Annotated in this window: 20 protein-coding genes; 10 read left to right on the forward strand and 10 right to left on the reverse strand. The window is 42.2% G+C overall.

All coding sequences use genetic code 11. From position 1 onward, the window contains the following. Window positions 1-174: 174 nt before the first annotated feature. On the reverse strand, window positions 175-2,274 hold the full coding sequence (locus DXA54_RS20705) for a BT4734/BF3469 family protein (protein WP_120080567.1): 2,100 nt from the start codon (window positions 2,272-2,274) through the stop codon (window positions 175-177). Between the two features lie 1,156 nt (window positions 2,275-3,430). On the opposite strand from DXA54_RS20705, the gene DXA54_RS20710 reads away from it, so the two are divergent. The 3 genes from DXA54_RS20710 to DXA54_RS20720 all read left to right on the forward strand — a co-directional run bounded on the left by DXA54_RS20710 (window position 3,431) and on the right by DXA54_RS20720 (window position 6,509). Continuing rightward, window positions 3,431-4,066: a porin family protein gene (locus DXA54_RS20710; RefSeq protein WP_008649804.1), complete on the forward strand. Its 636-nt coding sequence runs from the start codon at window positions 3,431-3,433 to the stop codon at window positions 4,064-4,066. A 66-nt stretch (window positions 4,067-4,132) separates the two neighbouring features. After that, window positions 4,133-6,079, forward strand: a complete 1,947-nt coding sequence (locus DXA54_RS20715; RefSeq protein WP_032852801.1) for a heavy metal translocating P-type ATPase — start codon at window positions 4,133-4,135, stop codon at window positions 6,077-6,079. 7 nt (window positions 6,080-6,086) lie between these two features. After that, window positions 6,087-6,509: a Fur family transcriptional regulator gene (locus DXA54_RS20720; protein ID WP_004296218.1), complete on the forward strand. Its 423-nt coding sequence runs from the start codon at window positions 6,087-6,089 to the stop codon at window positions 6,507-6,509. Between the two features lie 289 nt (window positions 6,510-6,798). Here DXA54_RS20720 and DXA54_RS20730 read toward each other — a convergent pair whose 3' ends face one another. Beyond that, complete coding sequence (locus tag DXA54_RS20730) at window positions 6,799-7,800, reverse strand: malate dehydrogenase (RefSeq protein WP_004296217.1); 1,002 nt, start codon at window positions 7,798-7,800, stop codon at window positions 6,799-6,801. A 185-nt stretch (window positions 7,801-7,985) separates the two neighbouring features. Here DXA54_RS20730 and DXA54_RS20735 point away from each other — a divergent pair, with 185 nt between their 5' ends. The 4 genes from DXA54_RS20735 to DXA54_RS20750 all read left to right on the forward strand — a co-directional run bounded on the left by DXA54_RS20735 (window position 7,986) and on the right by DXA54_RS20750 (window position 11,677). Continuing rightward, entirely contained in the window at window positions 7,986-8,825 is an 840-nt protein-coding gene (locus DXA54_RS20735) for a S1 RNA-binding domain-containing protein (RefSeq protein ID WP_120080569.1), read from the forward strand. A gap of 115 nt (window positions 8,826-8,940) precedes the next feature. Beyond that, the gene (locus DXA54_RS20740; protein WP_008774592.1) at window positions 8,941-9,612 is read left to right on the forward strand and encodes a DUF4476 domain-containing protein; all 672 of its coding nucleotides are present in this window, start codon (window positions 8,941-8,943) and stop codon (window positions 9,610-9,612) included. 26 nt (window positions 9,613-9,638) lie between these two features. Beyond that, window positions 9,639-10,322, forward strand: a complete 684-nt coding sequence (locus tag DXA54_RS20745; RefSeq protein WP_004306992.1) for a DUF4476 domain-containing protein — start codon at window positions 9,639-9,641, stop codon at window positions 10,320-10,322. A gap of 14 nt (window positions 10,323-10,336) precedes the next feature. After that, the gene (locus tag DXA54_RS20750; RefSeq protein WP_004306993.1) at window positions 10,337-11,677 is read left to right on the forward strand and encodes a hypothetical protein; all 1,341 of its coding nucleotides are present in this window, start codon (window positions 10,337-10,339) and stop codon (window positions 11,675-11,677) included. A gap of 30 nt (window positions 11,678-11,707) precedes the next feature. Here the strand turns inward: DXA54_RS20750 and DXA54_RS20755 are convergent, their stop codons facing one another. Further along, complete coding sequence (locus DXA54_RS20755; protein WP_004306994.1) at window positions 11,708-13,657, reverse strand: transglycosylase domain-containing protein; 1,950 nt, start codon at window positions 13,655-13,657, stop codon at window positions 11,708-11,710. A gap of 360 nt (window positions 13,658-14,017) precedes the next feature. Here DXA54_RS20755 and DXA54_RS20760 point away from each other — a divergent pair, with 360 nt between their 5' ends. Then, window positions 14,018-14,533: a DUF3836 domain-containing protein gene (locus DXA54_RS20760; protein ID WP_008649818.1), complete on the forward strand. Its 516-nt coding sequence runs from the start codon at window positions 14,018-14,020 to the stop codon at window positions 14,531-14,533. 138 nt (window positions 14,534-14,671) lie between these two features. Here the strand turns inward: DXA54_RS20760 and msrB are convergent, their stop codons facing one another. From msrB to DXA54_RS20790, 6 genes are all read right to left on the reverse strand, one after another. Then, window positions 14,672-15,700, reverse strand: a complete 1,029-nt coding sequence (gene msrB, locus DXA54_RS20765) for a peptide-methionine (R)-S-oxide reductase MsrB (RefSeq protein WP_008649821.1) — start codon at window positions 15,698-15,700, stop codon at window positions 14,672-14,674. 84 nt (window positions 15,701-15,784) lie between these two features. Next, window positions 15,785-17,122: a TolC family protein gene (locus DXA54_RS20770; RefSeq protein ID WP_004306997.1), complete on the reverse strand. Its 1,338-nt coding sequence runs from the start codon at window positions 17,120-17,122 to the stop codon at window positions 15,785-15,787. A 9-nt stretch (window positions 17,123-17,131) separates the two neighbouring features. Further along, window positions 17,132-18,232 carry an efflux RND transporter periplasmic adaptor subunit gene (locus DXA54_RS20775; protein ID WP_004306998.1) on the reverse strand — a complete coding sequence of 367 codons (1,101 nt, stop codon included), beginning with the start codon at window positions 18,230-18,232 and terminating at the stop codon, window positions 17,132-17,134. An 80-nt stretch (window positions 18,233-18,312) separates the two neighbouring features. Beyond that, a complete protein-coding gene (locus tag DXA54_RS20780; RefSeq protein ID WP_004296204.1) occupies window positions 18,313-19,554 on the reverse strand; it encodes an ABC transporter permease in 1,242 nt (413 codons plus the stop codon). A gap of 4 nt (window positions 19,555-19,558) precedes the next feature. Next, window positions 19,559-20,818: an ABC transporter permease gene (locus DXA54_RS20785; protein WP_008649823.1), complete on the reverse strand. Its 1,260-nt coding sequence runs from the start codon at window positions 20,816-20,818 to the stop codon at window positions 19,559-19,561. A 30-nt stretch (window positions 20,819-20,848) separates the two neighbouring features. Continuing rightward, window positions 20,849-21,565 (reverse strand): ABC transporter ATP-binding protein, encoded by a 717-nt coding sequence (locus tag DXA54_RS20790; protein WP_004296202.1) that lies wholly within the window; start codon window positions 21,563-21,565, stop codon window positions 20,849-20,851. A gap of 179 nt (window positions 21,566-21,744) precedes the next feature. Between DXA54_RS20790 and DXA54_RS20795 the strand changes: the two genes are divergently transcribed. Next, window positions 21,745-22,725 carry an ROK family protein gene (locus tag DXA54_RS20795; protein WP_004307000.1) on the forward strand — a complete coding sequence of 327 codons (981 nt, stop codon included), beginning with the start codon at window positions 21,745-21,747 and terminating at the stop codon, window positions 22,723-22,725. Window positions 22,726-22,998: 273 nt separating this feature from the next. On the opposite strand, the gene rplS is transcribed toward DXA54_RS20795, so the two are convergent. Next, a complete protein-coding gene (rplS, locus tag DXA54_RS20800; protein ID WP_004296199.1) occupies window positions 22,999-23,349 on the reverse strand; it encodes a 50S ribosomal protein L19 in 351 nt (116 codons plus the stop codon). Between the two features lie 155 nt (window positions 23,350-23,504). On the opposite strand from rplS, the gene DXA54_RS20805 reads away from it, so the two are divergent. Further along, a complete protein-coding gene (locus DXA54_RS20805) occupies window positions 23,505-24,290 on the forward strand; it encodes a 5'-nucleotidase C-terminal domain-containing protein (RefSeq protein WP_008649824.1) in 786 nt (261 codons plus the stop codon). Window positions 24,291-24,307 lie beyond the last annotated feature (17 nt).

Raw genomic sequence — 24,307 nt, forward strand, 5'->3', positions numbered from 1 at the left:
AGTTGAAATAAAAAAGAGATTACCACCAAATTTGACGAAGAACCATATAAATGGTAATTATCTTGCACCTTGCACTTTTGACTGTTAATGGCTTGAATACGAATTGATTGGTGGCGTGCAAGATATGGTTGCAGATGCGTGTAAGATAAAGTGTCTTGCACGCATCTGTTTGTATTATGAAAGCCTTACAACATGGTAGAGAGTGCCTCGGTTGGCACGTTTGGAAGGTATATTGTGTTTGCAGAGTATCCGGCCGAATACGCTTGTCCGTTTATTAGACAATGATATAGTGCTGTTTTTGTTGATATCTTCCAGTATTTCTGCCGGAGAAAGCCATTCACCACCTTCTTCCTGCTCTTTGGCCGGACGAAAATAACGATAGAACAGTTGCTCTTCGGGTGTAGTCTGTTCAAACTCCCGGTTGTTTTCTGTCATCATCCGTTCCTCTTCCCGGTCAAACCAATAACGTTCGTTATGATCCAGTTCATACATGGCTTGTGCATAGAGTTGTTCATAATCTATGGCATGACTGTTGTCTATTGTATCCGTCACTTCTATACAGATAAAACGGCGGCTGCCCGAAGGATCGGTGAGCAAGTCTTTCTGGTTACTTGTAGCGATGAATGATGCATAGCGCCGCATTTCCAACACGGCATTCCCGTAGGGTTTACGCATATTTACCACCGGTTTTTGAAGAATATGTTTCAAGTATCCTTGCTGATTGGCGCTTATCTGGTCGAACTCGTCAATATTGATTAGTGCAAACCGGTTAAGGTACCTTTCGGCTTCCTTTTTCTGTGAGAAATCAATGCTGTCCGTATAATATGCCCGTATGGCAGGCGGGATAATGCTCCGGCAAAATGTAGATTTACGAGTTCCTTGTCCGCCGACCAATAGGGGAGACACATTGTTTGCATATTTTTTATCCGTTCCACGCCAGTGCATCACCATATTAAGGAACCAACGGTGAAACAATTCCGTCCAGTAGGGATTCTTACAGGGCACTGTTTGCGCCAGTCCACGGATACGGTCGCGTCCGTCCCAGACCGGGAGATGGTAAAGGAATTCTTCCAACGGATTGAATACCGGTACACGGTTGGAGTAGATATATCGGCTGATGTCTCTGTCCCACAAGGGGATACCTTCAGCTTGTGCGTCCAGTGCGATGCTGTTTAATACCCGTTTGTCAATCGGATTGAAGTAAAAACGGAATGAGTTTCGTTCGCGGTATTCCACCTCACCTATTTGGGTGTTGTAGCGGAATTCATAGCGTCGTTTCATAAATTCCTCGGTTTGAAAAGCCAGTGCCTGTTCTTTACCCAGGCTGCTTTTCTTGCCAAATCCTTCACACTCGTCATATACATTTCTGATTAACTGGCGGATAATCGCTTCCTGATTTCGCAAGTAGTAGTGAAAAATAGTACGTTTCACCGTTTCTTCTTCAGGAATACCCGACTGGAAACAGTTGACGGCCAATTGTGTCACTACTGCCTGAAAGTCTCCCTCTCTCGGGCGGGCGCCTTCATCTTCTGCTTTGTAAATCTCTTCATGAGTTTTCCTCAATGCCGCTTCAAAGAGCATAAATAGAGCTTTCTCCGTATCGTATTCCGGTACCGCTCGTGTCAGTGGCGACTTTTCCGAATGTACGGCTTCCCGATAAGATAGTTCCTCGGGCATTCCCATGGGCTGTGACAGATAAAACGGTACGGCATTCGGCCTGTACATGAGTTCTGTATCGTATGATAGTCGTGAATATTGTTCCAGCGTAGGTTCTTTCGATAAGATATTGAATGGAATTTGTGGTTGGTAACATTTCACGGCAAGCCGGTAGGCATGTGCATGGAATATTTCCGCTTCCTCTCTTTTTTGAGGAAGCGAATTGTCGGGGCGGGTAAATTTCACCCAGATCTTTACGCTCCGTTTGCTCGAACCGGTAAAAGCGCAGTACGTTTGCGGCTGTTCCCAAGCGAGTTGTTTCACTAATGCGATTTCTGAACTGCCTGCGAGCGGGCCGACGGTGAGTTCTACTATCCCGTTGTAACTTTTCATCTGTATGCCACCTTCCGTTCTGCGGAATTCTGCGGCAGGAAGAATCTTCGGCAATTTGTCTGCTTCATAGCAGCGTGAGTCGGGGAGGCTATATCGTAACACTTCTCTGAAAGCGGATACAGGCTGTGCCTTTGTTTCAGTTCGTGTTTTTTCTATCCATGTTTCAATTTCCATTGTAGTTAATGCAGTGGATTTGTCCTTGACTCTCAATTGAGTAACCTTCATCTTTTTTGTTGATTTAAATAGTTTATAAAGGTAACCATAACTATCCGGTCTGACAAGTAAATCCGGTTGTTTTATCCGTCAACTAGGACTTTTCCGTCATTACTGAACAGCTTGTTTCCGGTTGATTGCTGTTCCGGTTTGTTTCAAATGCTTGAAACACTTTGTTTAATTGCTTGAAACAAAGTGTTCACTATAGCGAAACACATTGTTTAGATATAGCAAACACTTTGTTCCAAAGCATGAAAACAGATTGTTTCTCGGCATGAACAACTCATTCTCTGCATAGATTCTATAAATTAATGCGTATCTTCCGTGGATGTAGTGCAGTTCTTTTTGAGTTTTATTCAGCGTGTAAGATATAGGTATCTTGCACGCATCTGCAACCGTATCTTGCACTCGATTAGAGTGTTGTATATTAGGGAAATAAGGCGAAAAAGTGCAAGGTGCAAGATGTTTCTGTGTTTTTCAAACTTTATTGTAGGGGGATTCAAGTGCACATCTTTACAAAAATAGAGGGGAACTCCTGAATGAATCCATTTGTTCCCCTCGAGGGTATAGCTAGCCTCTGTCTCTTATATTTTCAAAGGCAAGTAGTAACATCTAAATGTTACGTTTTCGACTTTGCAGTCGTTCGGGTGCCGCTCCATCCGAATTGACTTGCCTTTGTGATTATTGCTAATTTGTCGTTTAATTGCAAATTTATAGGCACAAAAAAAGCGGAGAGCATTTGCCTATCCGCCAGTGAGGGAGTCGAAGCCCTAAACACACACACAGGAAACACCCCCCGCATATTGCAAGGAGCATTTATCTGCTTCTCTGTGTGTTTGGAATTTTCGACTTTTCACTAGCACAGAAATCAGCTAAACGCTTTTTTTCTTAAAACAAACAATACAGTCGCACTACGACTGATTGTGCAAAGATAACAATTAATTAAGTTATACAGTCTTTCATCCTATGTTTTTTTCTCTGTGCAGAGTGTTTTTGTTCTATGTTCCATAAAATCGTTTGAAATAGTCTGGTTCCCTTGCTATGACTATATCTCATAAGATTCATATCGTTTATTTTTTATATTTTTACTAAACCTCTCGGAGTTGTGCGAATTATTATTATTTTTGCCTCACATAATTTCTAAACAATAATTAAATTATTTATTCGTATGAAAAAGGCCTTATTATTATTCGCTTTAGTAGCGATAAGTGCGGTGAGTATCAATGCTCAAGACAATCTGAAATGGGGTGTGATGGCAGGTATGAATGTTAGTAAATACACCATTACAGGTTTTGACAGCAGGATAGGTTTTCACGCAGGTGTTAAAGCGGAAGTGGGATTGTCGCAGGCTTCGAATGGCGGTGGTGCTTATATGGATTTCGCTGCATTGCTCACATTGAAAGGTGCTAAAGTTGATGGCGGATCACTTGCAAGTATAACATTTAATCCATACTATCTGGAAATACCGATACGTGTAGGATATAAATATGCTGTGAATGATGATTTCTCATTATTTGGTAGTGTAGGTCCTTATATGGCTGTCGGACTGTTTGGAAAAGCAAAAGCGAAGGTAGATGGTGATTATTTTGATTTCGATGAAATAGGAGGCAATTCTGCATCCGAAGATATATTTGGAGACGATGGTCTGAAACGATTCGACTTCGGTCTTGGACTGAAAGCCGGGGTTGAGTTCAGCAAGAAATATCAGGTTGCCATAAGTTATGACTTTGGACTTGTTGAGGTAATCAAAGAAGTAGGAATGAAGAACAGAAACCTGATGATCTCATTGGGATATATGTTCTAAAACGGATTTTGCAACTTTGTTGCATAAATCATTTGTTACCTTTGCGTCAACTAAATGATGAATGTTATGGGACATTGTAGTTGTGGCGCTCATTCATGCGCAGCAGAAAAAAAGGTTGATGCAAAGGTTTCGGTATTCCATGAATATGGGAAAGTGATATTTTCTCTCCTGCTTCTGGCAGGTGGAATAATTATGAATGCTCTCGATTTAGCATTCTTCCGTGAAGGATCTGTAGCCTTGATATGGTATATCGTGGCCTATCTTCCGGTAGGAATTCCAGTGATGAAAGAAGCCTGGGAAAGTATCAGGGAAAAAGACTATTTCAGTGAGTTCACTCTAATGATTATAGCTACTTTGGGAGCTTTCTATATTGGTGAATATCCGGAAGGAGTAGCCGTGATGTTATTCTATACAGTAGGAGAACTGTTTCAGGATAAAGCGGTAGATAAAGCCAAACGTAATATCGGAGCCTTATTGGATGTAAGACCCGAGAAAGCATTAGTGCTCCGGGAAGGCAATCTTGTTATTGAAAGCCCTAAAAAGATAAAAGTCGGTGAAATCATAGAAATAAAGGCAGGCGAACGGGTACCATTGGATGGAACCATGCAGAATGAAGTGGCTGCCTTCAATACAGCCGCATTAACGGGGGAAAGCGTTCCTCGTAATATTCGGAAAGGTGAAGAAGTACTTGCCGGAATGATTGTAACCGATAAGGTTATCCGGCTTGAGGTAACGAGACCTTTTGATAAGAGTGCACTTGCCCGAATATTGGAACTTGTTCAGAATGCTTCCGAACGTAAGGCTCCGGCTGAATTGTTTATTCGTAAGTTTGCGCGCATTTATACACCTATTGTTATAGCGCTTGCAGTGTTAATTGTTTTGTGTCCATTTGTTTATTCACTTATTAATCCTCCATTTGTATTTGCATTTAATGATTGGCTATACAGAGCTTTGGTCTTTCTGGTGATTTCGTGTCCCTGTGCGTTGGTGGTTAGTATTCCGTTGGGCTACTTTGGGGGAATTGGAGCGGCATCCCGGTTGGGAATTTTATTCAAGGGTGGTAATTATCTGGATGCTATCACTAAGATCAATACAGTGGTATTCGATAAAACTGGAACCCTGACAAAAGGAACCTTTGAAGTACAGGCCTGTAAAAGTGCAGGCGAGGTTTCGGAAGAAGAATTAGTGAAACTGGTTGCTTCGGTAGAAAGTGATAGTACTCATCCGATTGCCAAGGCTGTTGTGAATTATGCGAAAGAACAAAACATTGAATGTGTAGCTGTTACCGGTACAAAAGAATTTGCCGGCTATGGTTTGGAAGCAACGATAGACGGGGCTATGGTTCTGGTCGGTAATTGCCGGTTACTGTCTAAGTTTGATATATCCTATCCAAAAGAACTGCTGGAAATAACGGATACCATCGTGGTCTGTGCTGTTGGAAACCGTTATGCAGGTTATCTGCTGCTGGCTGATGCCCTGAAAGAGGACGCAAAGGTAGCTATTGACAATTTAAAAGCTTTAAATATTGAAAACATCCAGATACTATCCGGTGATAAACAGAGTATTGTTACTAACTTTGCAGAAAAGCTCGGTATATCGAAAGCTTATGGTGACCTGTTGCCGGAAGGAAAAGTGAATCATCTGGAAGAGCTGCGGCAGGATGAGGCAAACCGGATCGCATTTGTCGGTGATGGAATGAACGATGCACCGGTGCTCGCTCTAAGTCATGTTGGCATTGCTATGGGAGGACTGGGTAGTGATGCGGCTATTGAAACAGCCGATGTCGTGATACAGACAGACCAGCCGTCGAAGGTAGCCGAAGCTATCAAAGTAGGAAAACTGACACGAAGAATTATTTGGCAGAATGTATCACTGGCATTTGGAGTGAAATTACTTGTATTGATTTTGGGAGCCGGTGGAATTGCTACTCTTTGGGAAGCTGTCTTTGCAGATGTGGGTGTTGCGCTACTTGCCATTATGAATGCTGTCAGAATACAGAAAATGATAAAATAGGAGAAAGATGGAAGAAGATATTTATTTGGATAAGTTGGATAGAAGAGGTATCAAGCCAACTGCCATAAGGCTTCTGGTGATAAAAGCGATGATGCAGGCAGAGCGTGCGGTGTCATTGCTCGATTTGGAAACACTGCTCGATACAGTCGATAAATCGACTATATCCCGTACCATCGCTCTCTTCTTGTCTCATCACCTCATACATAGCATAGACGATGGGAGCGGCTCGTTGAAGTATGCCGTTTGCGACAACTCCTGCAATTGTGTGGTACAGGATTTACATTCGCATTTTTATTGTGAGAAATGTCATCGTACATTCTGCCTGGAAGGTACACATATCCCGGTGATTGATTTGCCTAAAGGATTTACTTTGCATAGTATAAACTATGTACTAAAAGGAGTTTGTTCCGAATGTACTTCTCAAAAATGACAGATATTTTATAAACTTCGATGCGCAGTTTTATTCCATTCACTAATTTGGATAGGATAATCACTATATTTCGCACTTTGAGTACCTGTAACTTCAGTTTAGGTACTTTCCCCATTTTGTCTATTTTTTTAATTGACGAATTATCCCCAACTTTGCATAGTCATTTGAATTGGAGTCTTGAAAGATTTATAGACTAAGTGGGGGGTATATGTGATATGTAAGTAATTGGAATAAAAGCCGAAAAAGAGATGTATTTTCTCTTTTTCGGCTTTTTGCTAATATTGTTTGATTAGTCAATATTGGGATTCAATGCGTGCCAGTCTTTAATAGCTGGGATGATCCCCATTTCAATCACTTCATCACGAAGTTTGCATAAATGCTCGTAGCTTTTTTCCAATTCTTCCTGTTCGGCAGGAGTTCCGGCTACTTCTTTATAAGTGACGCCGTCTTTAGTTATTGAAGTTTCCATCGCCATCATGATATGGTCGAACTTACTGTTAGAAACATACGTTCCGGCAGGCCAGCGGAAAGGTTGTCCACCCATAGCAGCGGCAATCATTTCGATAGAAAGATAAGCCGGGCTTTGGAAAGAAGAACGACCGCGCAGGTCGATAATATGCTTACCACCCTGGATGACACGTACTTTCAGTGCTTCCCAATCTGCCAATGGAAGACGGGTAGTGCCGATGAAATCGGTCAAAGGCTCTCCTTTTATTTTGGTTGTAGATGCGAATACAGCCATTTGTTCGCCATGACCACCATACGTACGGCAATTCTGAATGTCGGAAGCCGGGATATGGAAGAATTTCACCAGTTCGTTTTGCAGACGGGTGCTGTCCAAGGCAGCCAGTGTAGAAACTTGAGAGGGTTTCAAACCTGAATACAACAAAGTAATCAATCCGGTGATGTCTGCAGGATTAAAGATCACAACGATATGTTTTACGTTTGGGCAATATTGATGAACATCTTTACCGAATTGAGCGGCAATTTCTGCATTTCCCTTCAGCAAATCTTCGCGGGTCATACCTGCTTTACGGGCAGCTCCACCGGAAGAGACAATGTAAGAAGCTCCTGTCAGCGCTTCTTTGATATCGGAAGTAAATGTAAGGTTGACACCTTCAAAACCGCAGTGATACAATTCTTCAGCTACTCCTTCCAGAGCCGGGGCAAATGGATCATACAGGCAAATATTCGGAGTGAGTCTCATCATCATGGCTGTTTGTGCCATATTGGAGCCGATCATTCCGGCAGCTCCTACAATCGTAAGTTTCTCGTTGGTTAGAAATTCCATAAGTTTATATGTTTAAAGGTGAATAATTTACTTTTTCTTTTTGTCGCTACAAAGTTAACATATTAGAAAGCAGATTGTTCATTGCAAATAGTTTTGCCCGATAACGAAAAGTTATGGCTGACTGTTTGAGAGATCTATTCAAAATAGATTATCTTTGTGTCTTATTACAATAAATAGATAAGAATATGAGCATCGAATTAGAAAAGTTCAATCAGCTTGAAGTCGTGAAAGAAGTAGATTTCGGCGTATATCTCGATGGTGGGGAAGAAGGTGAGATTTTGTTGCCTACCCGCTATGTGCCCGAAGACTGTAAGATAGGAGATTTTTTGAACGTGTTTCTTTATCTGGATATGGATGAAAGACTGATTGCTACGACGCTGACTCCGTTGGTGCAGGTAGGTCAGTTTGCCTGTCTGGAAGTCTCCTGGGTGAATCAATACGGAGCTTTCCTGAACTGGGGATTGATGAAAGACCTGTTCGTTCCGTTCAGTGAGCAGAAGATGAAAATGCAGGTTGGGCGGAAATATGTGGTCCATGCGCATTTGGATGAAGAGAGTTATCGTATTGTGGCTTCAGCAAAGGTGGAACGTTATCTGTTGAAAGAAAAGCCGGAATATACTCCGGAAGCAGAAGTGAATATCCTTATCTGGCAGAAGACGGATTTGGGCTTTAAAGCGATTATAGATAATAAGTATAGCGGTTTGCTGTATGAAAATGAAATATTCTGTCCGTTGGAAACAGGAATGGAGATGAAAGCTTTTGTGAAACAGGTGCGTGAAGATGGTAAGGTAGACCTGATTCTTCAGAAACCCGGTTTTGAAAAGATTGACGATTTTTCGAAAACGCTGCTCGACTATATCAAAGCGCATGGAGGACGGATCAACTTGAATGATAAAAGTCCTGCGGAAGATATTTATGACACGTTTGGTGTTAGCAAGAAAACCTTTAAGAAAGGAGTGGGCGACTTGTATAAGAAACGTCTGATTACCTTGCATGAGGATGGCATTGCTTTGGCGGATTCCTAAACAGAATAGGGATTTCCCTACATACGAATAGAGAGAATCATTGGGGTGGGGAGTTTCCTCACCCTATTTTTGTGCTATCAGATTAAAGATATAAATAATAAAAACTAGATAAGCTATGCGTAAGATTATAATAAGTTTCTGCATCCTGTTCGCTGCCCTCTCCTTACAAGCGCAGTCTGTTAACGGAATCCGTATCGATGGCGGGAATACTCCGATTCTTGTTTACCTGGGAGGGAACCAGATATGTTTACCTACTACTACCTGCTTTATAGCCAATTTAAATCCCGGACATTATACTGTTGAAGTGTTTGCCACCCGCTTTACCCGTGCGGGAGAGCGAGTATGGAAAGGAGAAAAATTATATAAAGATCTCGTTTATTTTGATGGGAGAGGAGTGACAGAAATATGGGTAGACGGACGTGATAACATGCGCCCGGAAAGACCCAGCCGTCCCGAACAGGGAGAACATCGTCCGGGATATGGTTACAACAGGGTGATGAACGATCAGCTCTTCCAAACGTTTTATAAAGAGATGAAGAATGAGCCTTTTAAAGATGACCGTATGAAGTTGCTCAATGCTGCATTGGCTGGTTCTGATTTCACATCTGCCCAATGTCTCCAACTGACCAAACTATATACATTCGATGATGACCGGATGGAGATTATGAAGATCATGTATCCCCGGATTGTAGATAAGGAAGCTTTCTTTACGGTGATTAATACCCTGACATTTGGCTCCAGTAAGGAAAAGATGAAGGATTTTATCATAGGGTACGGTAAACGTTGATACTATTAACTAAAAACGATACGGTTATGAAAAAGATACATATTATGCTGTGTTTGGCATTGGGAATATTGGTCAGTGGCTGTTTTACCAGCTATGTGTCTACCAAACAGATGATGGGTATATATCAGGGAATGACTCAATCGCAGGTAGAGTCCGTTTTAGGAAAACCTGATTTCCGGCGTTTTGACGGTGATATGGAAGAATGGGAATTCCATCGTGATAACGGTACGCCTGTACTTACTTCGGAACCTGTGACGATAATCGTTCAGTTTGTAAATAGAGAGGTGGTTAGTATGGATACGTTCAAAGGTTATGGCAGACCTGCACCGATGCATTCCGTTGTAGTACCGCCTGCTGTGAACACTACCGTTGAAGTCTTTCCTAATCATGAACAAGTGGAAGAAGCTCGTTTGATGACTGATCCGGAGTTTGATGAATTTATCAATAAGCTCAAAATAACGGTTATGAATGAAGACCAGAAGAAGCTTGTCGATCGGATGTTGAGAACGTATGATGTCACTTCAAATCAATGTGTGAAAATAGTGAAGGAGATTTCGTATACTCCTGACCAGGTGGAGATGATGAAGAAGCTGTATCCTTATGTAAGGGATAAAAGAAATTTTAATAAGGTGATCGATATTTTATTTTCTAATGCATATAAAGATGAGATGCGTAAGTTTATTGAGGAATATCATCAGAATAATAAATGATAGGAGATTGAATTATGAAACGAATACTGTTTTTACTCTTTGCTGTCGGTCTGACTGCCAATATGACCGTAATGGCTGGAATGAGCACTAGCAAGGTACGTAAGGAGACGCGTTTTCTTACCGATAAGATGGCATATGAATTGAGCTTGAGTACACAGCAATATAATGATGCGTATGAAATTAATTACGACTTTATTTATTCTGTCCGTAATATCATGGATTACGTAGCACGTGGTTACGAATGGGCATTGGATGATTATTATGAAGCGTTGGATATCCGTAACGACGATCTTCGCTGGGTATTGAGTGATGCACAGTATCGCCGGTTCCTCGGTGCCGGGTATTTCTATCGGCCAATCTATGTAACCGGAGGGAAATGGAGTTTCAGGGTTTATGTTAATTACCCGAATCGTAGTTTGTTTTATTTTGGTGTGCCTTACCATTACCGTACTTATTGTGGAGCACATTATCGTCCACACTTTCACCATGTGAGTTATTATCGGGGCAGATATACTAATTTCAACCATTATTCTGCACCGCATCGGGTGAGAGATCAGCGAGTATTCCACTCTTATCGTCGTTCGGATTTCGGTTCTGTCCGGTTCCGTCCGAATACTTCCACTCGTCCGCATAATGCACCGACACGTCCGGGTAATTCTTCCCGTCCGGGTTCATCGACAACGCGTCCTGGTACGTCTCGCCCAAGTACCTCTACTCGTCCTGATACTTCTACTCGTCCCGGAACGACAACAAGACCTGGTACGTCAACACGTCCCCGTCCGGAATCTGGAGGAGATCGACCTTCGACTTCTGTCAGACCATCTACACCGTCCGGAAGTGGAAGACCTGGTAACAATGTTGCTCCTGATAAAAATGGGAATACGAATAGAGTAGAAAGTGATCGTAATTCTGGTCGTCGTCCGGAAACAGGTTCCGGTTCTTCAAGCTCTAATCGCAGACCAACAAGCGGAAGTTCAACTGGTTCCAGTTCCTCCAATCGTGAAAGTGGAAAAACAAGTAGCAGTTCGAGAGAAAGTTCAAGTAAACGAAACGATAGTGGTTCCTATAATAGAAATAACAGTTCCGAGAGAAATAATAGCTCTTCCGGTTCCAGTCGCGGTAGTTCCAATCGTAGTAGTTCCAGTCGCAGTGATTCTGGTCGCAGTAGCGGTAGTACTACCAGTCGTAGCAGCAGTACCACTTCTAACCGGAGTAGCGGTAGCTCGAGCTCTACCCGGAGCAATGTTTCTAGTGGACAAACAGAAAGACGCTCTTCTTCCGGAAGTACGAGAAGCAATAGCACTCAAAGTTCTTCCCGTTCCTCTGAAAGAAACAGCAGCAGTTCAAGAAGATAACCTATTCCTTTATTATTTATATCAATCTCATTACTCCTCAGCGGAAGGAGAACTAGACTCCGGGTTTTCACCGGCTAGACTATTCCGGGCAGCGCCCGTAACTTGGATATCGGGGCGGATACTATCCGCCTCGATTTCACTTATTACTCCTTTCTGTGCAAGCCGCTTGGCTATCAACTTATAATAGCCTTCCATATTCTCCTTTAACTGTCCGCCTTCAGCAAAAGAGCTGCGGAAATGCTTGGGCTTCGGGATAATGGAAGCCAGGAAAATACTTTCTTCCGTGTTCAGTTGTGAAGGGCGTTTATTGAAATAATAAGCAGAAGCTTCCTGAATACCATAAACGAGCGGTCCCCATTCAACAATGTTCAGATATACTTCGTACATGCGTTCTTTAGAAGTTAATCTTTCATTTTCTATTAGCCATACAATCAATGCCTCTTCCAATTTACGTGCAAAGTTCTTATTACGGTTCAGGAATACATTCTTTACGAGTTGCATGGTGATCGTGCTTCCTCCACGTGCAAAGCGTTTCACTTGCAGGTCGTAAATCAATGCTTCCCGTAGGGCGTCGGGCAGGAAACCGCGATGGTAAAAGAATGCTCCGTCTTCACTTTGCATAACGGACATTCTTAGGATGGGTGAAATGCTATCCAATGGTGTAAAGTGTTTGCACGAGGGACCAATAGGAAAAGTCCGCACCGGTATTCCATTCTCATAAGCTGTATAAATGAACTCGCCGGACATTTTGGAGAGTGAAGTGGCTCCATAGCTTGTGATGCGGAAGTCTTTCTCTTTCAGTTCGGATTCCAGTTTGAGACTATCTAGTTGTGCAAAATCAATATCTAATAGAAAATGATAGGCCAACTCGCCACTTGTCTTGATGCCTTCCAGATTGCTGAATAATCCTTTGGGGAGAGAGCTGAACAGATCATCTGCCGGAAACCAGGATTTGTTGACCGCAGCAGTGAAATGCCAGTTTCCTTTCTCTTTCTCGGCTCGCAAATAAGGATGAAACTGGAGTTTGTTGAAATCAACAATGGTCGTGCTATCCAGCTCGAGTGAGTGCCCGCTTATGTTCATCTCGTAACAGAGTTGTCCACGATTGAGATGAATTACTTCAGGAGAGAGAGCTTTATGAAATACGTCAAGTCCGTTCACTCTCGCTTTTCCTTTGAGGAGCAGTTGATTGGATGCACGCTTATCTTTAGTCATATTATAAGATAGGGTGTCGAAAGTGACTTCTGCTCCAAAACGGCGGGTAATATAAGGTAGTGAGATTTTTCTTTTTTCCGGGGCAAAGAGAGATGCTTTTAATGTATAGTCTCTTCTGTTTAGTTCGCCGGTCGCTTCCCATAGTTGTTGAGGAAGTGTATCTTCTTTTATCTGAATGGTTGATTGGAAATGATTGTTCTCAATAATAAAAGAAGGAATGTTGACTGCAACGAAATTACTATCTTTACGTTCGGTTATATTGATTTGCCTGAGTTGCCCGTTTTCAGGCAGGAAACCGTAAATGAGGTTTAATATCCGGTCAATACGGTTGGCATAGTCACTTTCTATGACAGGTTGGAGTTCTGCTTCTTGTTGCCGTTTAAAGAACAGGAAATCGTAGTTAGCTATGCTATCATGCTTGATGAAGTTGATTGCAAGGCCATTCATAAGCACATTCCGTACTTCGATTTCTCCTTTTAGCAATTCCCAAAAACTTAGTTTTACATTGACGGATTGTAATGTCAGGAGGGTATCCCGTTGGTTGGGAACAATAGAAAGTCCTTGTAAAGCCACTTCATTGTAGCCTTTCATTCGTAACTCCTGATAATGAATTTGTAGACCGTATGTTTGTTCGGCACGTGTAGCTCGTTTGTCAACGATATGGCATAAAATGACATTGCGGAATGCAAAGAGACAAATAAGGCTGGTAAGCAAGATACCGGTAGCCGATAGAATGATAATTCTTTTTTTGCTGGACGTTTCCATCTTCTTTTTCTTGATATGATAATCGCTGCAAAGGTAGATAATAATTCGGGCAACAAGCGGAGTATTTTCCCATTTTTAGAGTTATATTCATCAGTAGAAAGAAGAAAATGCGAAAAAAATGGTTAGTTGTTCGCTTTTAAGCGTACAACTGTTCGTTTTCGTACACCGTTCTGTTTTATGATTTCCTTGATTATTAGTTAGTTATCGTTTTGGCACGCTCGTTGCATCTCTATAGTCGCAAGCGGACAACGAAGAAAAATGAAAAAAACTTCAGAAGGTTGCAACCGTTTGAGACGCTTGATCCGTCTAATAAACAGAAGAACAAAAACAGAATGTTGAACAAATAAAAAATATACAATTATGAAGACTACAGTATTATTCAGAATGATCGTTTTAGTTGCTATGGTATTTGCAGGAATCGCTAATACAACAGTGAAGGCACAGGGTAATAACTTCATTACTAATGAAGAAAAAGTAGATGATCTTGTAGTATCGAAAGTGATTTACAGACTCGATGGTTCTCTCTATCGCCACATGAAATATGATTTTACCTATGACGATCAGAAGAGAATGTCCTCCAAAGAAGCTTTCAAATGGGATGCTTCTACTGAAAAATGGATACCGTACTTTAAAATTGATTATACTTATTCATCTAATGAAATCACTTTGGTATATGCACGCTGGAATGACTCTCACAGAGCTTACGACGCATCTGTTGAAAAGAGCGTTTATGAACTGAACGACGCTAATATGCCGGTTGCTTATATGAACTATAAATGGAATGATAAATGGATTGAAGAATCCGCTGCTAGCTGGACTATGAATGTATCTACTCCGGCAACTAATGAAGCAACTCTGCTGACTGCCAGCAGATAAAAATAAATCGGAGTTGTGAAACTCCTTCTCTCTCTTTTAATTTAACTACATTAAAAACGGTGGATTTCCTTATGGGATAATCCACCGTTCTGTTTTTCTAATGAACAGTTACGATTAGCTTTTGTAACTCTTCAATATCTATTTAACGAGTGGTAGATATTCTCCATAACCTTCCTCTTTCATTTTATCTTTCGGGATAAAACGAAGTGAAGCGCTATTGATGCAATAGCGTAATCCACCTTTCTCTTTCGGCCCATCTGTGAATACGTGTCCCAAATGAGCATCTCCGGTTTTACTGCGTACTTCCGTACGTATCATGCCGTGCGAAGTATCTTTCTTTTCTGCGATTAGATCTTTTTGAATCGGTTGGGAAAAGCTTGGCCACCCGCAACCTGAATCAAACTTGTCGGTAGAGACAAACAGAGGTTCTCCGGTAGTAATATCCACATAAATGCCGGGACGATGCTCATTCCAGTATTTATTGTGGAAAGCAGGTTCAGTGGCATTCTTTTGGGTTACGGCATATTGTTCCGCCGACAATTCCTTACGAAGGGTTGCATCATCCGCTTTTTGATACGCTTTAGCTTTCGGCGCATTCGCTTTGCGTGCCATTTCGAATAAAGCGGGATTGATATGGCAGTATCCACCCGGATTTTTATCCAGATAGTCCTGGTGGTAAGTCTCTGCCGGATAGAAATTTGTCAATGGCTTTACTTCTAGGACGATAGGAGTTTTATATTGCGCGGATAATAGTTGAATCGCCTGCTTGATGACAGGGAGATCTTCTTTATCTACATAATAAATTCCGGTTCTATACTGCGTTCCCCGGTCATTACCTTGCTGGTTGAGGCTGGTAGGATCGATTGTCTTGAAATATAGATCGAGCAGTAAATTCAAATCTACCGTTTTCGGATCATAAACCACCTTTACTGTTTCGGCAGCATTGGTTTTTCCTGAACAGACCTGTTCATAACTCGGATTGGCAACATTACTGTTGGCATACCCTACCTGAGTATTTTCTACTCCTCGAATTTGTTTCAGGAAATGTTCTGTCCCCCAGAAACATCCTCCCGCAAAATAGATTTCTGCTTGATTCTTCATTGGTTTAGCAACTCCTAAAAATGTATTACTAATCATTACAATCACTAGGACGATAAAATACTTCATATCCGTTAGTTCTTTCTATAATAACGAATGAACCAACGGATATGTTTTAAGGAACTACTATACTAAACTCAACTTTATTTTTTTTCATTCAATGACCTGTCCTTTGTAGAAATCCAGAATTTTAGTCCGGAACAGGTAGTCATATTTTGCCTGCAACTTATCCGAAAGAGCTTTCGTCAGATTAAGTTTGGCTTCATTGTATTCCACAAAGGTAGCCTTGCCGTTATTGAACTTCTCACTCATCAGGCGGAAAGATTCTTCGTTGGCTTTTACTGCCACTTCACTGGAGTTGTATTTACTTTCTGCTGCCAGAGCATTGTACCAGGCTTGCTGAATTTCTTTATAGAGTATTTTTTTACTGTTATCCAACTTCAAGGATAAATCTATTTGTTGCAAACGAGCGGTGCGTACCCGGTTTCTTGTGGCAAAACGGTTGAAGATTGGCACGCTCAAATTAAATCCTATATATTTATTCAGATTGTTTTTCATCTGACTGCCGAAGCTGCTCTCTGATCTTCCGCTAACCGTATAATAATTACTTCCCAGACCGGCACTGAAAGAGAGTTGTGGATAAAACGCACTTTGGGCAATACGAATACTATTAAGACTACCTTGTAAACGATATTCTGCAGCCTTAATGCTTGGTTTGTAAGTAAGCGCCTGTGTATATATGTCATCCGGTGGAGTGAGAGATTCGAACTCTAATTCTTCCTTAGGGCTTTCGAGTACAAATCCTTCAGGCGTGGGTAATTCCAAGAGTTGGGTGAGATCCAGTAAGGACAGTTTGTACGTATTGTCTGATTGTACAGCAGTCATTTCATCCTGTGCAACACGGGCTTGTGCTTCGGCCACTTCAGAAGAGGATGCCTTACCCACTCCCTGAAGACCTTGAATACGTTTTAACTGGTCTTTGCTTAAATCGACCTGATTATGAGCAATCTTACTTAATTCTTGATTGAATAAAACCTGTAAATAAGCCGAAGTGACATTGATTGCAATATCCTCTCTGGCTTTATTCAAATCTTCTATGGCAGCTTTTAAATCCAGTTTGGCAAGTGAATATTGGTTGGACAGTTGCAAACCGGTAAATATAGGTACGTTTGTTCCCAAGCTGAAACTGGTATTGGCGCTGTTGATGTCACTATACGAGTTGTCTATCGGAGAAGCAGTACGGCCCCAACTCCAGTTTTGGCTGGCACTACCGCTCAAATTCGGAAGGCGTGCCCATTTAGTAGTGTTTACACTCACTTTGCCTGCTTCGACATTATTGGCCGATTGACGGATTTCTATATTATGCTCAATGGCATAGTCGATACATTGCCGCAGCGTCCACGCTTGCGAAGAGTTGTTCTGTGCCTGGATGGAGGTGATTCCGACTCCGGCAAGCAGAATGGCTGATATGGTTTTACGAATTATTTTCATCGGATTCAATTATTTATCTTTTTTCTCTGCACCACGTATTTTGTCCTGAATGGTTACCCCTTTCTTGATTTCTATCTTGATTCCATCACTCATACCGGCAGTCACCTGTGTACGCTGGAACTTTTGTTCGGGCACTGAATCTGTCATGATGTACACAAATGTAGAGTCACCACTAAATTCAACAGTGCTTTCGGGCACTGCCAATACCTGATTGGCTTTTTGTAATACGATTTCCGCATTAGCCGAATATCCGGAACGAATCTGAACAGAATCCGGAATGGTAATCGCAGCCTTGATTTCAAACTGGTTGGCTCCATTGGTTTCCACCCCTTTCGGAGAGATATATTCCAGAATGGCATTGAAAGTCAGATTCTGTAAGGCTCCGATGGTCAGCTTGATTGGCATTTGTTCGTGGATACGTCCCACTTCTGTTTCATCAATATTGCCGCGGAAAATCATATCGTTCATGTTGGCTACCGTAGCAATCGTGGTTCCATCATTGAACGTATTACTCATAATCACCGAATTACCAGCTTTTACAGGTACGTCCAGGATTAACCCGTCAATGGTAGAGCGAATCATCGTGCTACTGAAAGAGGCACTGTTTTTGGTAATTCCTTCTTTTACGATTTCCAGATTGTCTTTGGCCGTCTGTCTCTCTTCGCGAGCCTGTTTCAAAGCCACTTCACTTTTCTCGTATTCCTCCCGGCTAATTAACTGACCGTCATACAACTTCTTCACACGGGCGAAATCCGTTTCTGCCTGGGTTGCATTAATTTCTGCCAGGCGCACACGGCTTTCTGCAGAATTCAGTTGTCCGAGTTCAGGGATTACTTTTACTTTGGCAATAACTTCCCCTTTTCTTACAGCTTGTCCGGCTTCTTTATATACTTCGTCGATAATACCCGAAATTTGCGGTTTGATTAAAATTTCGTCTCTCGGTTCCACTTTTCCGGTAGCTACTGTAGTTTTTTGGAGGTCAGTCATTTCCGGTCTAACTGTTTCGTAAGTGATTACCTTAGGCTTGGATTTCTGATAAAGGAATACGAATGTTCCGACAAGAATGATAGCAATGACTACCAATAATGTGATTTTCAGATACTTTTTCATGATTTTATTTATAATTTTATTATTTACGATTGATGATTGAAACTAAACTCCTCACATATCCAGATAACTGTTCCACTTCCTTATTCATCCCGAATCGCCTCAATCGGTTTGATAGCCATGGCCCGGTAAGCAGGTGCCAGACCTGCCAACATTCCCAGTGCGATTAGAAGGGCACAAGTACCGATTGCCAGTCCGAAAGTAACTTGAAAACGGGTGTCCCCTCCGTCAGCGTTGGCTCCCATTTCTACAAGTTGCAACACCATGACGGCAAAGGATATTCCACACATTCCTGCAATGGTGGTAAGTACCATACTCTCTGATAGAATTTGTTGCAGAATATCTTTCGGCCGTGCACCGATCGCCCGGCGGATACCGATTTCTGTGGTACGTTCTTTAACGGTCACCATCATAATATTGGATACTCCGATGGCACCTGCCAGCAAAGTTCCCAATCCTACCATCCAAACAAGTATGTTGATACCGGTAAACAGGTTATCGACCATAGAGAACATAGCTTCGGCATTCAGGCACATAACAGCCTGTTTGTCATCCGGGGAGATATAATGTGCGGCTTTAATGACCTGTTCCATTTTGGGTTGTATTTCAGACACTTTGACTCCATGCTTCGCAGTGAAACAGATCACATCAATTCGTCCTCCCAGATTATATGTTTGCTGCATCGTAGTAAAAGGAAGAGTGACGGCCTCCGAAGCCCGTCCCTGTATATTCATGTCCCCTTCGGAAGAAGACATGCCAATCACTTGATAATAAATGCCATCTACTCTTACATATTTGCCACACGGGTCTTCTCCCGGTTTGAAAAGACTTTCATAAATTCGTTTTCCGATGACACATACTTTGCGTGCTTCCTTTATATCCACCTCATTGATGAACCTGCCGTATGCCATTTCCTGTGATTCAATGTGGAGATAATCCGGATACAATCCTTTCACGCTACAATCATATTTCTTATCTTCGTATACGGCTTTGGAACCCCAACGGGCTACGGACGGAGTAATGATCTCCACCTCTTTCACTTGGGAGCGAAGACGGTCGATGTCGGTAGATTCCAGATTCCACCATCTTCCTTTGCGGAAGCCTTTGTAAGCCTCGCCCGTTCTTTGCGAGACAAGGAAACCGGAATTGGTGGCAAATCCTTCAAAGTTTTTTTTCATCATGTCCTCCAATCCTTGCCCGCCGCCGATAAGGGCTACGAGCATAAAGATTCCCCAGAAAACACCGAATGCAGTCAGCAGGCTTCTCGTTTTATTTCTTGTAATGGTAATGAGGATTTCCTCACAGGTATCCATGTCTATTCTCATAGTCTTAATCTGCTCTAAGTGCTTCGATCGGTCGGATGCTAACTGCTTTTCGGGCAGGGAATAATCCGGCTAACGTACCAGCTATTATTAATGTGAGTGTAGCCTGTATGGCGATTCTTATATCTACTGTCGGATTCAGGAAAACGGTTTCCGTCCACATTCCGGTGTCCATGGTCTGATTGCCGAAAGCGCTGTTCATCCATTCGGTCACTCCGATACCGGCTACCATCCCGATATATCCGAATATGGTGGTGATGGTGACACTCTCTACAATAATCAACCAGAGAATGGAAAGCGGTTTGGCTCCCAAAGCCTTACGAATACCAAACTCGCGGGTACGTTCTTTGACGGTAATCAGCATGATGTTGGAAACTCCAACGATTCCGCTAAGTAACGTAAAGATGCCGATTACCCAGATGGCGATACGCAGCATGCCCGAACCTTTTTGCTGTTGCAGATAGTTGGTAAACCGGTTCCATATCCAGATAGCACTGTGGTCCGTTGGGTCAAACCGATGGTTGGCTCCCAATACTTTACGGTAATGGGCTTCAAAAGCCTCATTAGCCTCTACTGTTTCCAGATTTTTGGTAGTCATGACCAGGTTATTCAGTTTGTCTCCTTTATTATAAATCGTTTGTAGAGTGGTAAAAGGAATGTAGGCATCGCTGTCTCCGCTATCTCCTTTATCATTATAAAGACCTACTACCTGATAAACCACATTTCCGGCGTTGACAAACTGTCCGATTGGCTCGGTATGAGTCTTGTTAAAAAGGATTTCTGCTGTTTTCTTATGGAGTACAATTACTTTCCGGCGTTCCTTGATATCGATTTCATTGATAAAACGTCCTTCGAAAAGCTTCACGACTTCTACCTCTGTATGATTGGGATATACGCCGGAAAGGTTCAGGCTGACGTATTCTTGCCCGAAACTAAGATTTACGCCTCCCTGCCACACGGTTGCTCCGGCCTTGATGACATGATTCGGGAAATAATGACTGGTAGCATCCATGTCTTTATTGTCCAGTTGCACCCGTCTTCCTTCTTTCAGTCCGTCGTATGATTTACTGGTCCATCCCGGAAAAATCTTGATGGAGTTCATGGCACGTTCGGAAGCCGATTGCTCGAATGCGTGGATCAGTCCGTTACCTGCACCTAGTAGGACGATAAGCATAAAGATTCCCCATGCCACGGCAAATCCTGTGAGAAAAGTCCTTAGCTTGTTGCGTTTGATGGTACTATATATTTCTTGCCAGATGTCAATCATGATAATGTTTGTATAGTGGTGGATTTTAGATTATTTCATGATACCGTCTTTTCCGAAAGGAGAAGCGTCATGGTCGATATTATCTTCAATACGTTCGATGATTCCATCTTTGATATGTATAATCTTGTCTGTCTGGTTGGCGACTCCACTTTCGTGGGTGACAACGACAATCGTCATTCCCAGTTTATGAAGATCTTTCAGAATCTGCATCACTTCTACGGAAGTTTTGCTGTCCAAAGCTCCTGTTGGTTCATCTGCCAGAATGATTTGTGGTTGGGTGATTAAAGCTCGTGCAATGGCTACACGTTGTTTCTGACCGCCACTCATTTCGTTCGGCATGTGATGTGCCCAGTCTTTTAAACCCAGGCGGTCGAGATATTCCAAGGCAAGCGCATTTCGTTTTTTGCGACTTATACCCTGGTAAAATAAAGGAAGTGCTACATTCTCTACGGCATCTTTAAAGGAAATCAGATTGAATGACTGGAAAATAAATCCGATCATACGGTTCCGGTATTCGGCAGCTTTGGTTTCGCTCAAGTTCTTGATAAGTACGTTGTTCAAGTAATAATCTCCGGTATCGTAGTTGTCGAGGATTCCCAATATGTTGAGTAAAGTTGATTTCCCAGACCCGGATGCCCCCATGATAGAAACAAATTCCCCCTGTTCAATGTTGAGATTGATACCTTTAAGTACATGGAGAGGCGCTCCGTTGTTGTAGGTCTTGTTGATATTCGTTAGTTGTATCACAATTTTCTTTATTTAGTTTCTGTTTTCTGATAATTTTCTACTATTAGACGTGCGAAAGATACGAAAAGTTGCAAACAGGTTGAACTTTTTTCAAAAAACATTTTGTAGACTCAATCTTCTTTACGTAATTTGTGTGCAGTAAACTTAATGATTAACTAACCCTTTTAAATAAAAGTATCATGAATTCAAACATGGAAAAACCCTACGTAGTAGGTATTGACATAGGCGGAACGAATACCGTCTTTGGAATTGTAGACGCACGCGGAACTATTATTGCCAGCAGTTCAATCAAAACATCTGGTTACCCTACAGTAGAAGAATACGCTGATGAAGTGTGTAAAAGTCTGCTTCCATTGATTATTGCTAATGGTGGTGTTGATAAAATCAGAGGTATTGGTATCGGTGCTCCGAATGGCAACTACTACACGGGAACGATTGAATTTGCTCCGAACCTGCCTTGGAAGGGAATTCTTCCGTTGGCTGCCATGTTTGAAGAAAGACTGGGTATCCCCACTGCTTTGACAAACGACGCAAACGCTGCTGCTATCGGTGAAATGACTTACGGTGCTGCCCGTGGTATGAAAGACTTTATCATGATTACACTGGGTACTGGTGTGGGTAGCGGTATCGTTATCAACGGTCAGATGGTGTATGGTCATGACGGTTTTGCAGGTGAATTGGGACACGTTATCGCCCGTCGCGATGGTCGTCTTTGCGGTTGTGGCCGTAAGGGATGTCTGGAAACTTACTGTTCGGCTACCGGTGTAGCTCGCACAGCCCGTGAATTCCTTGCTGCCCGTACGGATGCTAGCTTGCTTCGTAACATTCCTGCAGAAAACATCACTTCAAAAGATGTGTATGATGCAGCTGTACAAGGTGATAAACTGGCACAGGAAATCTTTAACTTTACAGGTAACATCTTGGGTGAAGCACTGGCAGATGCTATTGCATTCTCCAGCCCTGAAGCAATTGTATTGTTTGGTGGTTTGGCTAAGTCCGGTGACTATATCATGAAACCAATTCAGAAATCAATTGATGATAATATCCTGAATATCTATAAAGGCAAGACTAAACTGCTCGTTTCCGAATTGAAGGATTCTGATGCTGCTGTACTGGGCGCCAGTGCATTGGCTTGGGAACTGAAAGATTTGAAAGAATAACATTTCATTATTATAATAAAGGTAATGAAGCCTCGGGAGTTTATGACTTTCGGGGCTTTGTTTTATTTAGTCCTTTCTGACGTGTACGGCTTATTCAGACAAAGGGTTATTCTCACCGAAGTGAGAAAATATTCTTATACCTTTGAGGAATTATTCTCATTGCAATGAGAATTTTTTCTCATAGGCATGAGAATGTTTGAGAAAATATACAATAAAAAAGGGAACCTCATAATGAAGTTCCCTTTTTTATTTCGAATCGAAAAGTTCGGCTTATTAGTTAGCTCTTTTTTCTTTGATTCTAGCTTTCTTACCAGTAAGAGCGCGCAGGTAGTACAATTTAGCGCGACGAACTTTACCTACCTTGTTCACTTCGATGCTATCGATAGCCGGTGATTCGATTGGGAAAATTCTTTCTACGCCTATAGTTCCTGACATTTTACGTACAGTAAAACGTTTCTTGTCTCCGTGACCGGCGATTTTGATAACAACACCACGGTACAACTGTACACGTTCTTTGTTACCCTCGATAATACGATATGCTACTGTTACAGTGTCTCCTGCTTTGAAGCTCGGGTGCTGTTTTCCGGTAGCAAATGCTTCTTCTGCAATTTTAATTAAATCCATTGTTGTTATTATTAAATTGTTTCATCGTTACAACGCAACATACCAAGTATCTCTTCTCTTGACAGCGATTGCGCGAAAGCGGTGCAAAGTAACGAATTATTTGCCAGATAGCCAAATGTTTTTGTATATTTGTGGCATATCTAAAAATAGCGAACATGAAACAGACTTATGTAAAGTATCTGATGGTGGCGACGTTTGCAGGAGGCTTCCTGTTTACTTCCTGCCGGACCGCACGCGAGACTACGGCACAGTACGAAGTAACCAAAGTAGAGGGTAGCATGATAACGATTGATTCTGTTTGGGACACCATTCCCAACGCGAAAGCTGCCGAAATCTTAAAGCCTTATAAGGAAAAGGTGGATGCGATGATGTATGAAGTCATCGGCACCAGTGCGATGAAAATGGACAAAGGAGGTCCCGAAAGTTTACTTTCCAACCTTGTTGCAGGTGTTTTGCAGCAAGCGGCTGTTCAGGTGTTGGGGAAACCTGCTGATATGGGATTGGTAAATATGGGCGGCTTGCGTAATATCTTGCCCGAAGGAGATATCACGGTAGGTGATGTGTTTGAAATTCTTCCTTTTGAGAATTCTCTTTGCGTACTGACTATGAAAGGAACAGACTTGAGACGTCTTTTTGAAGCGATTTCATCTCTGCACGGAGAAGGAGTGAGCGGTATCCGCCTTGAAATCACCAAAGATGGAAAGTTGTTGAACGCCTTTGTCGGTGAAAAACCACTAAAGGATGACCAGCTTTACACGGTGGCCACTATCGACTATCTGGCAGATGGAAATGGACGGATGGATGCTTTCCTGCAGGCAGAAAAGAGAGTATGCCCCGAAGACGCAACCTTACGCGGACTATTTCTTGATTATGTACGCAAACAGACTGCCGAAGGCAAAGCGATTACCTCCAAACTGGATGGACGTATTACCATAAAATAAAAAGGAGAATCTAAAAA

The sequence above is a fragment of the Bacteroides sp. OF03-11BH genome, from assembly GCF_003604005.1.
GTDB lineage: Bacteria > Bacteroidota > Bacteroidia > Bacteroidales > Bacteroidaceae > Bacteroides > Bacteroides ovatus.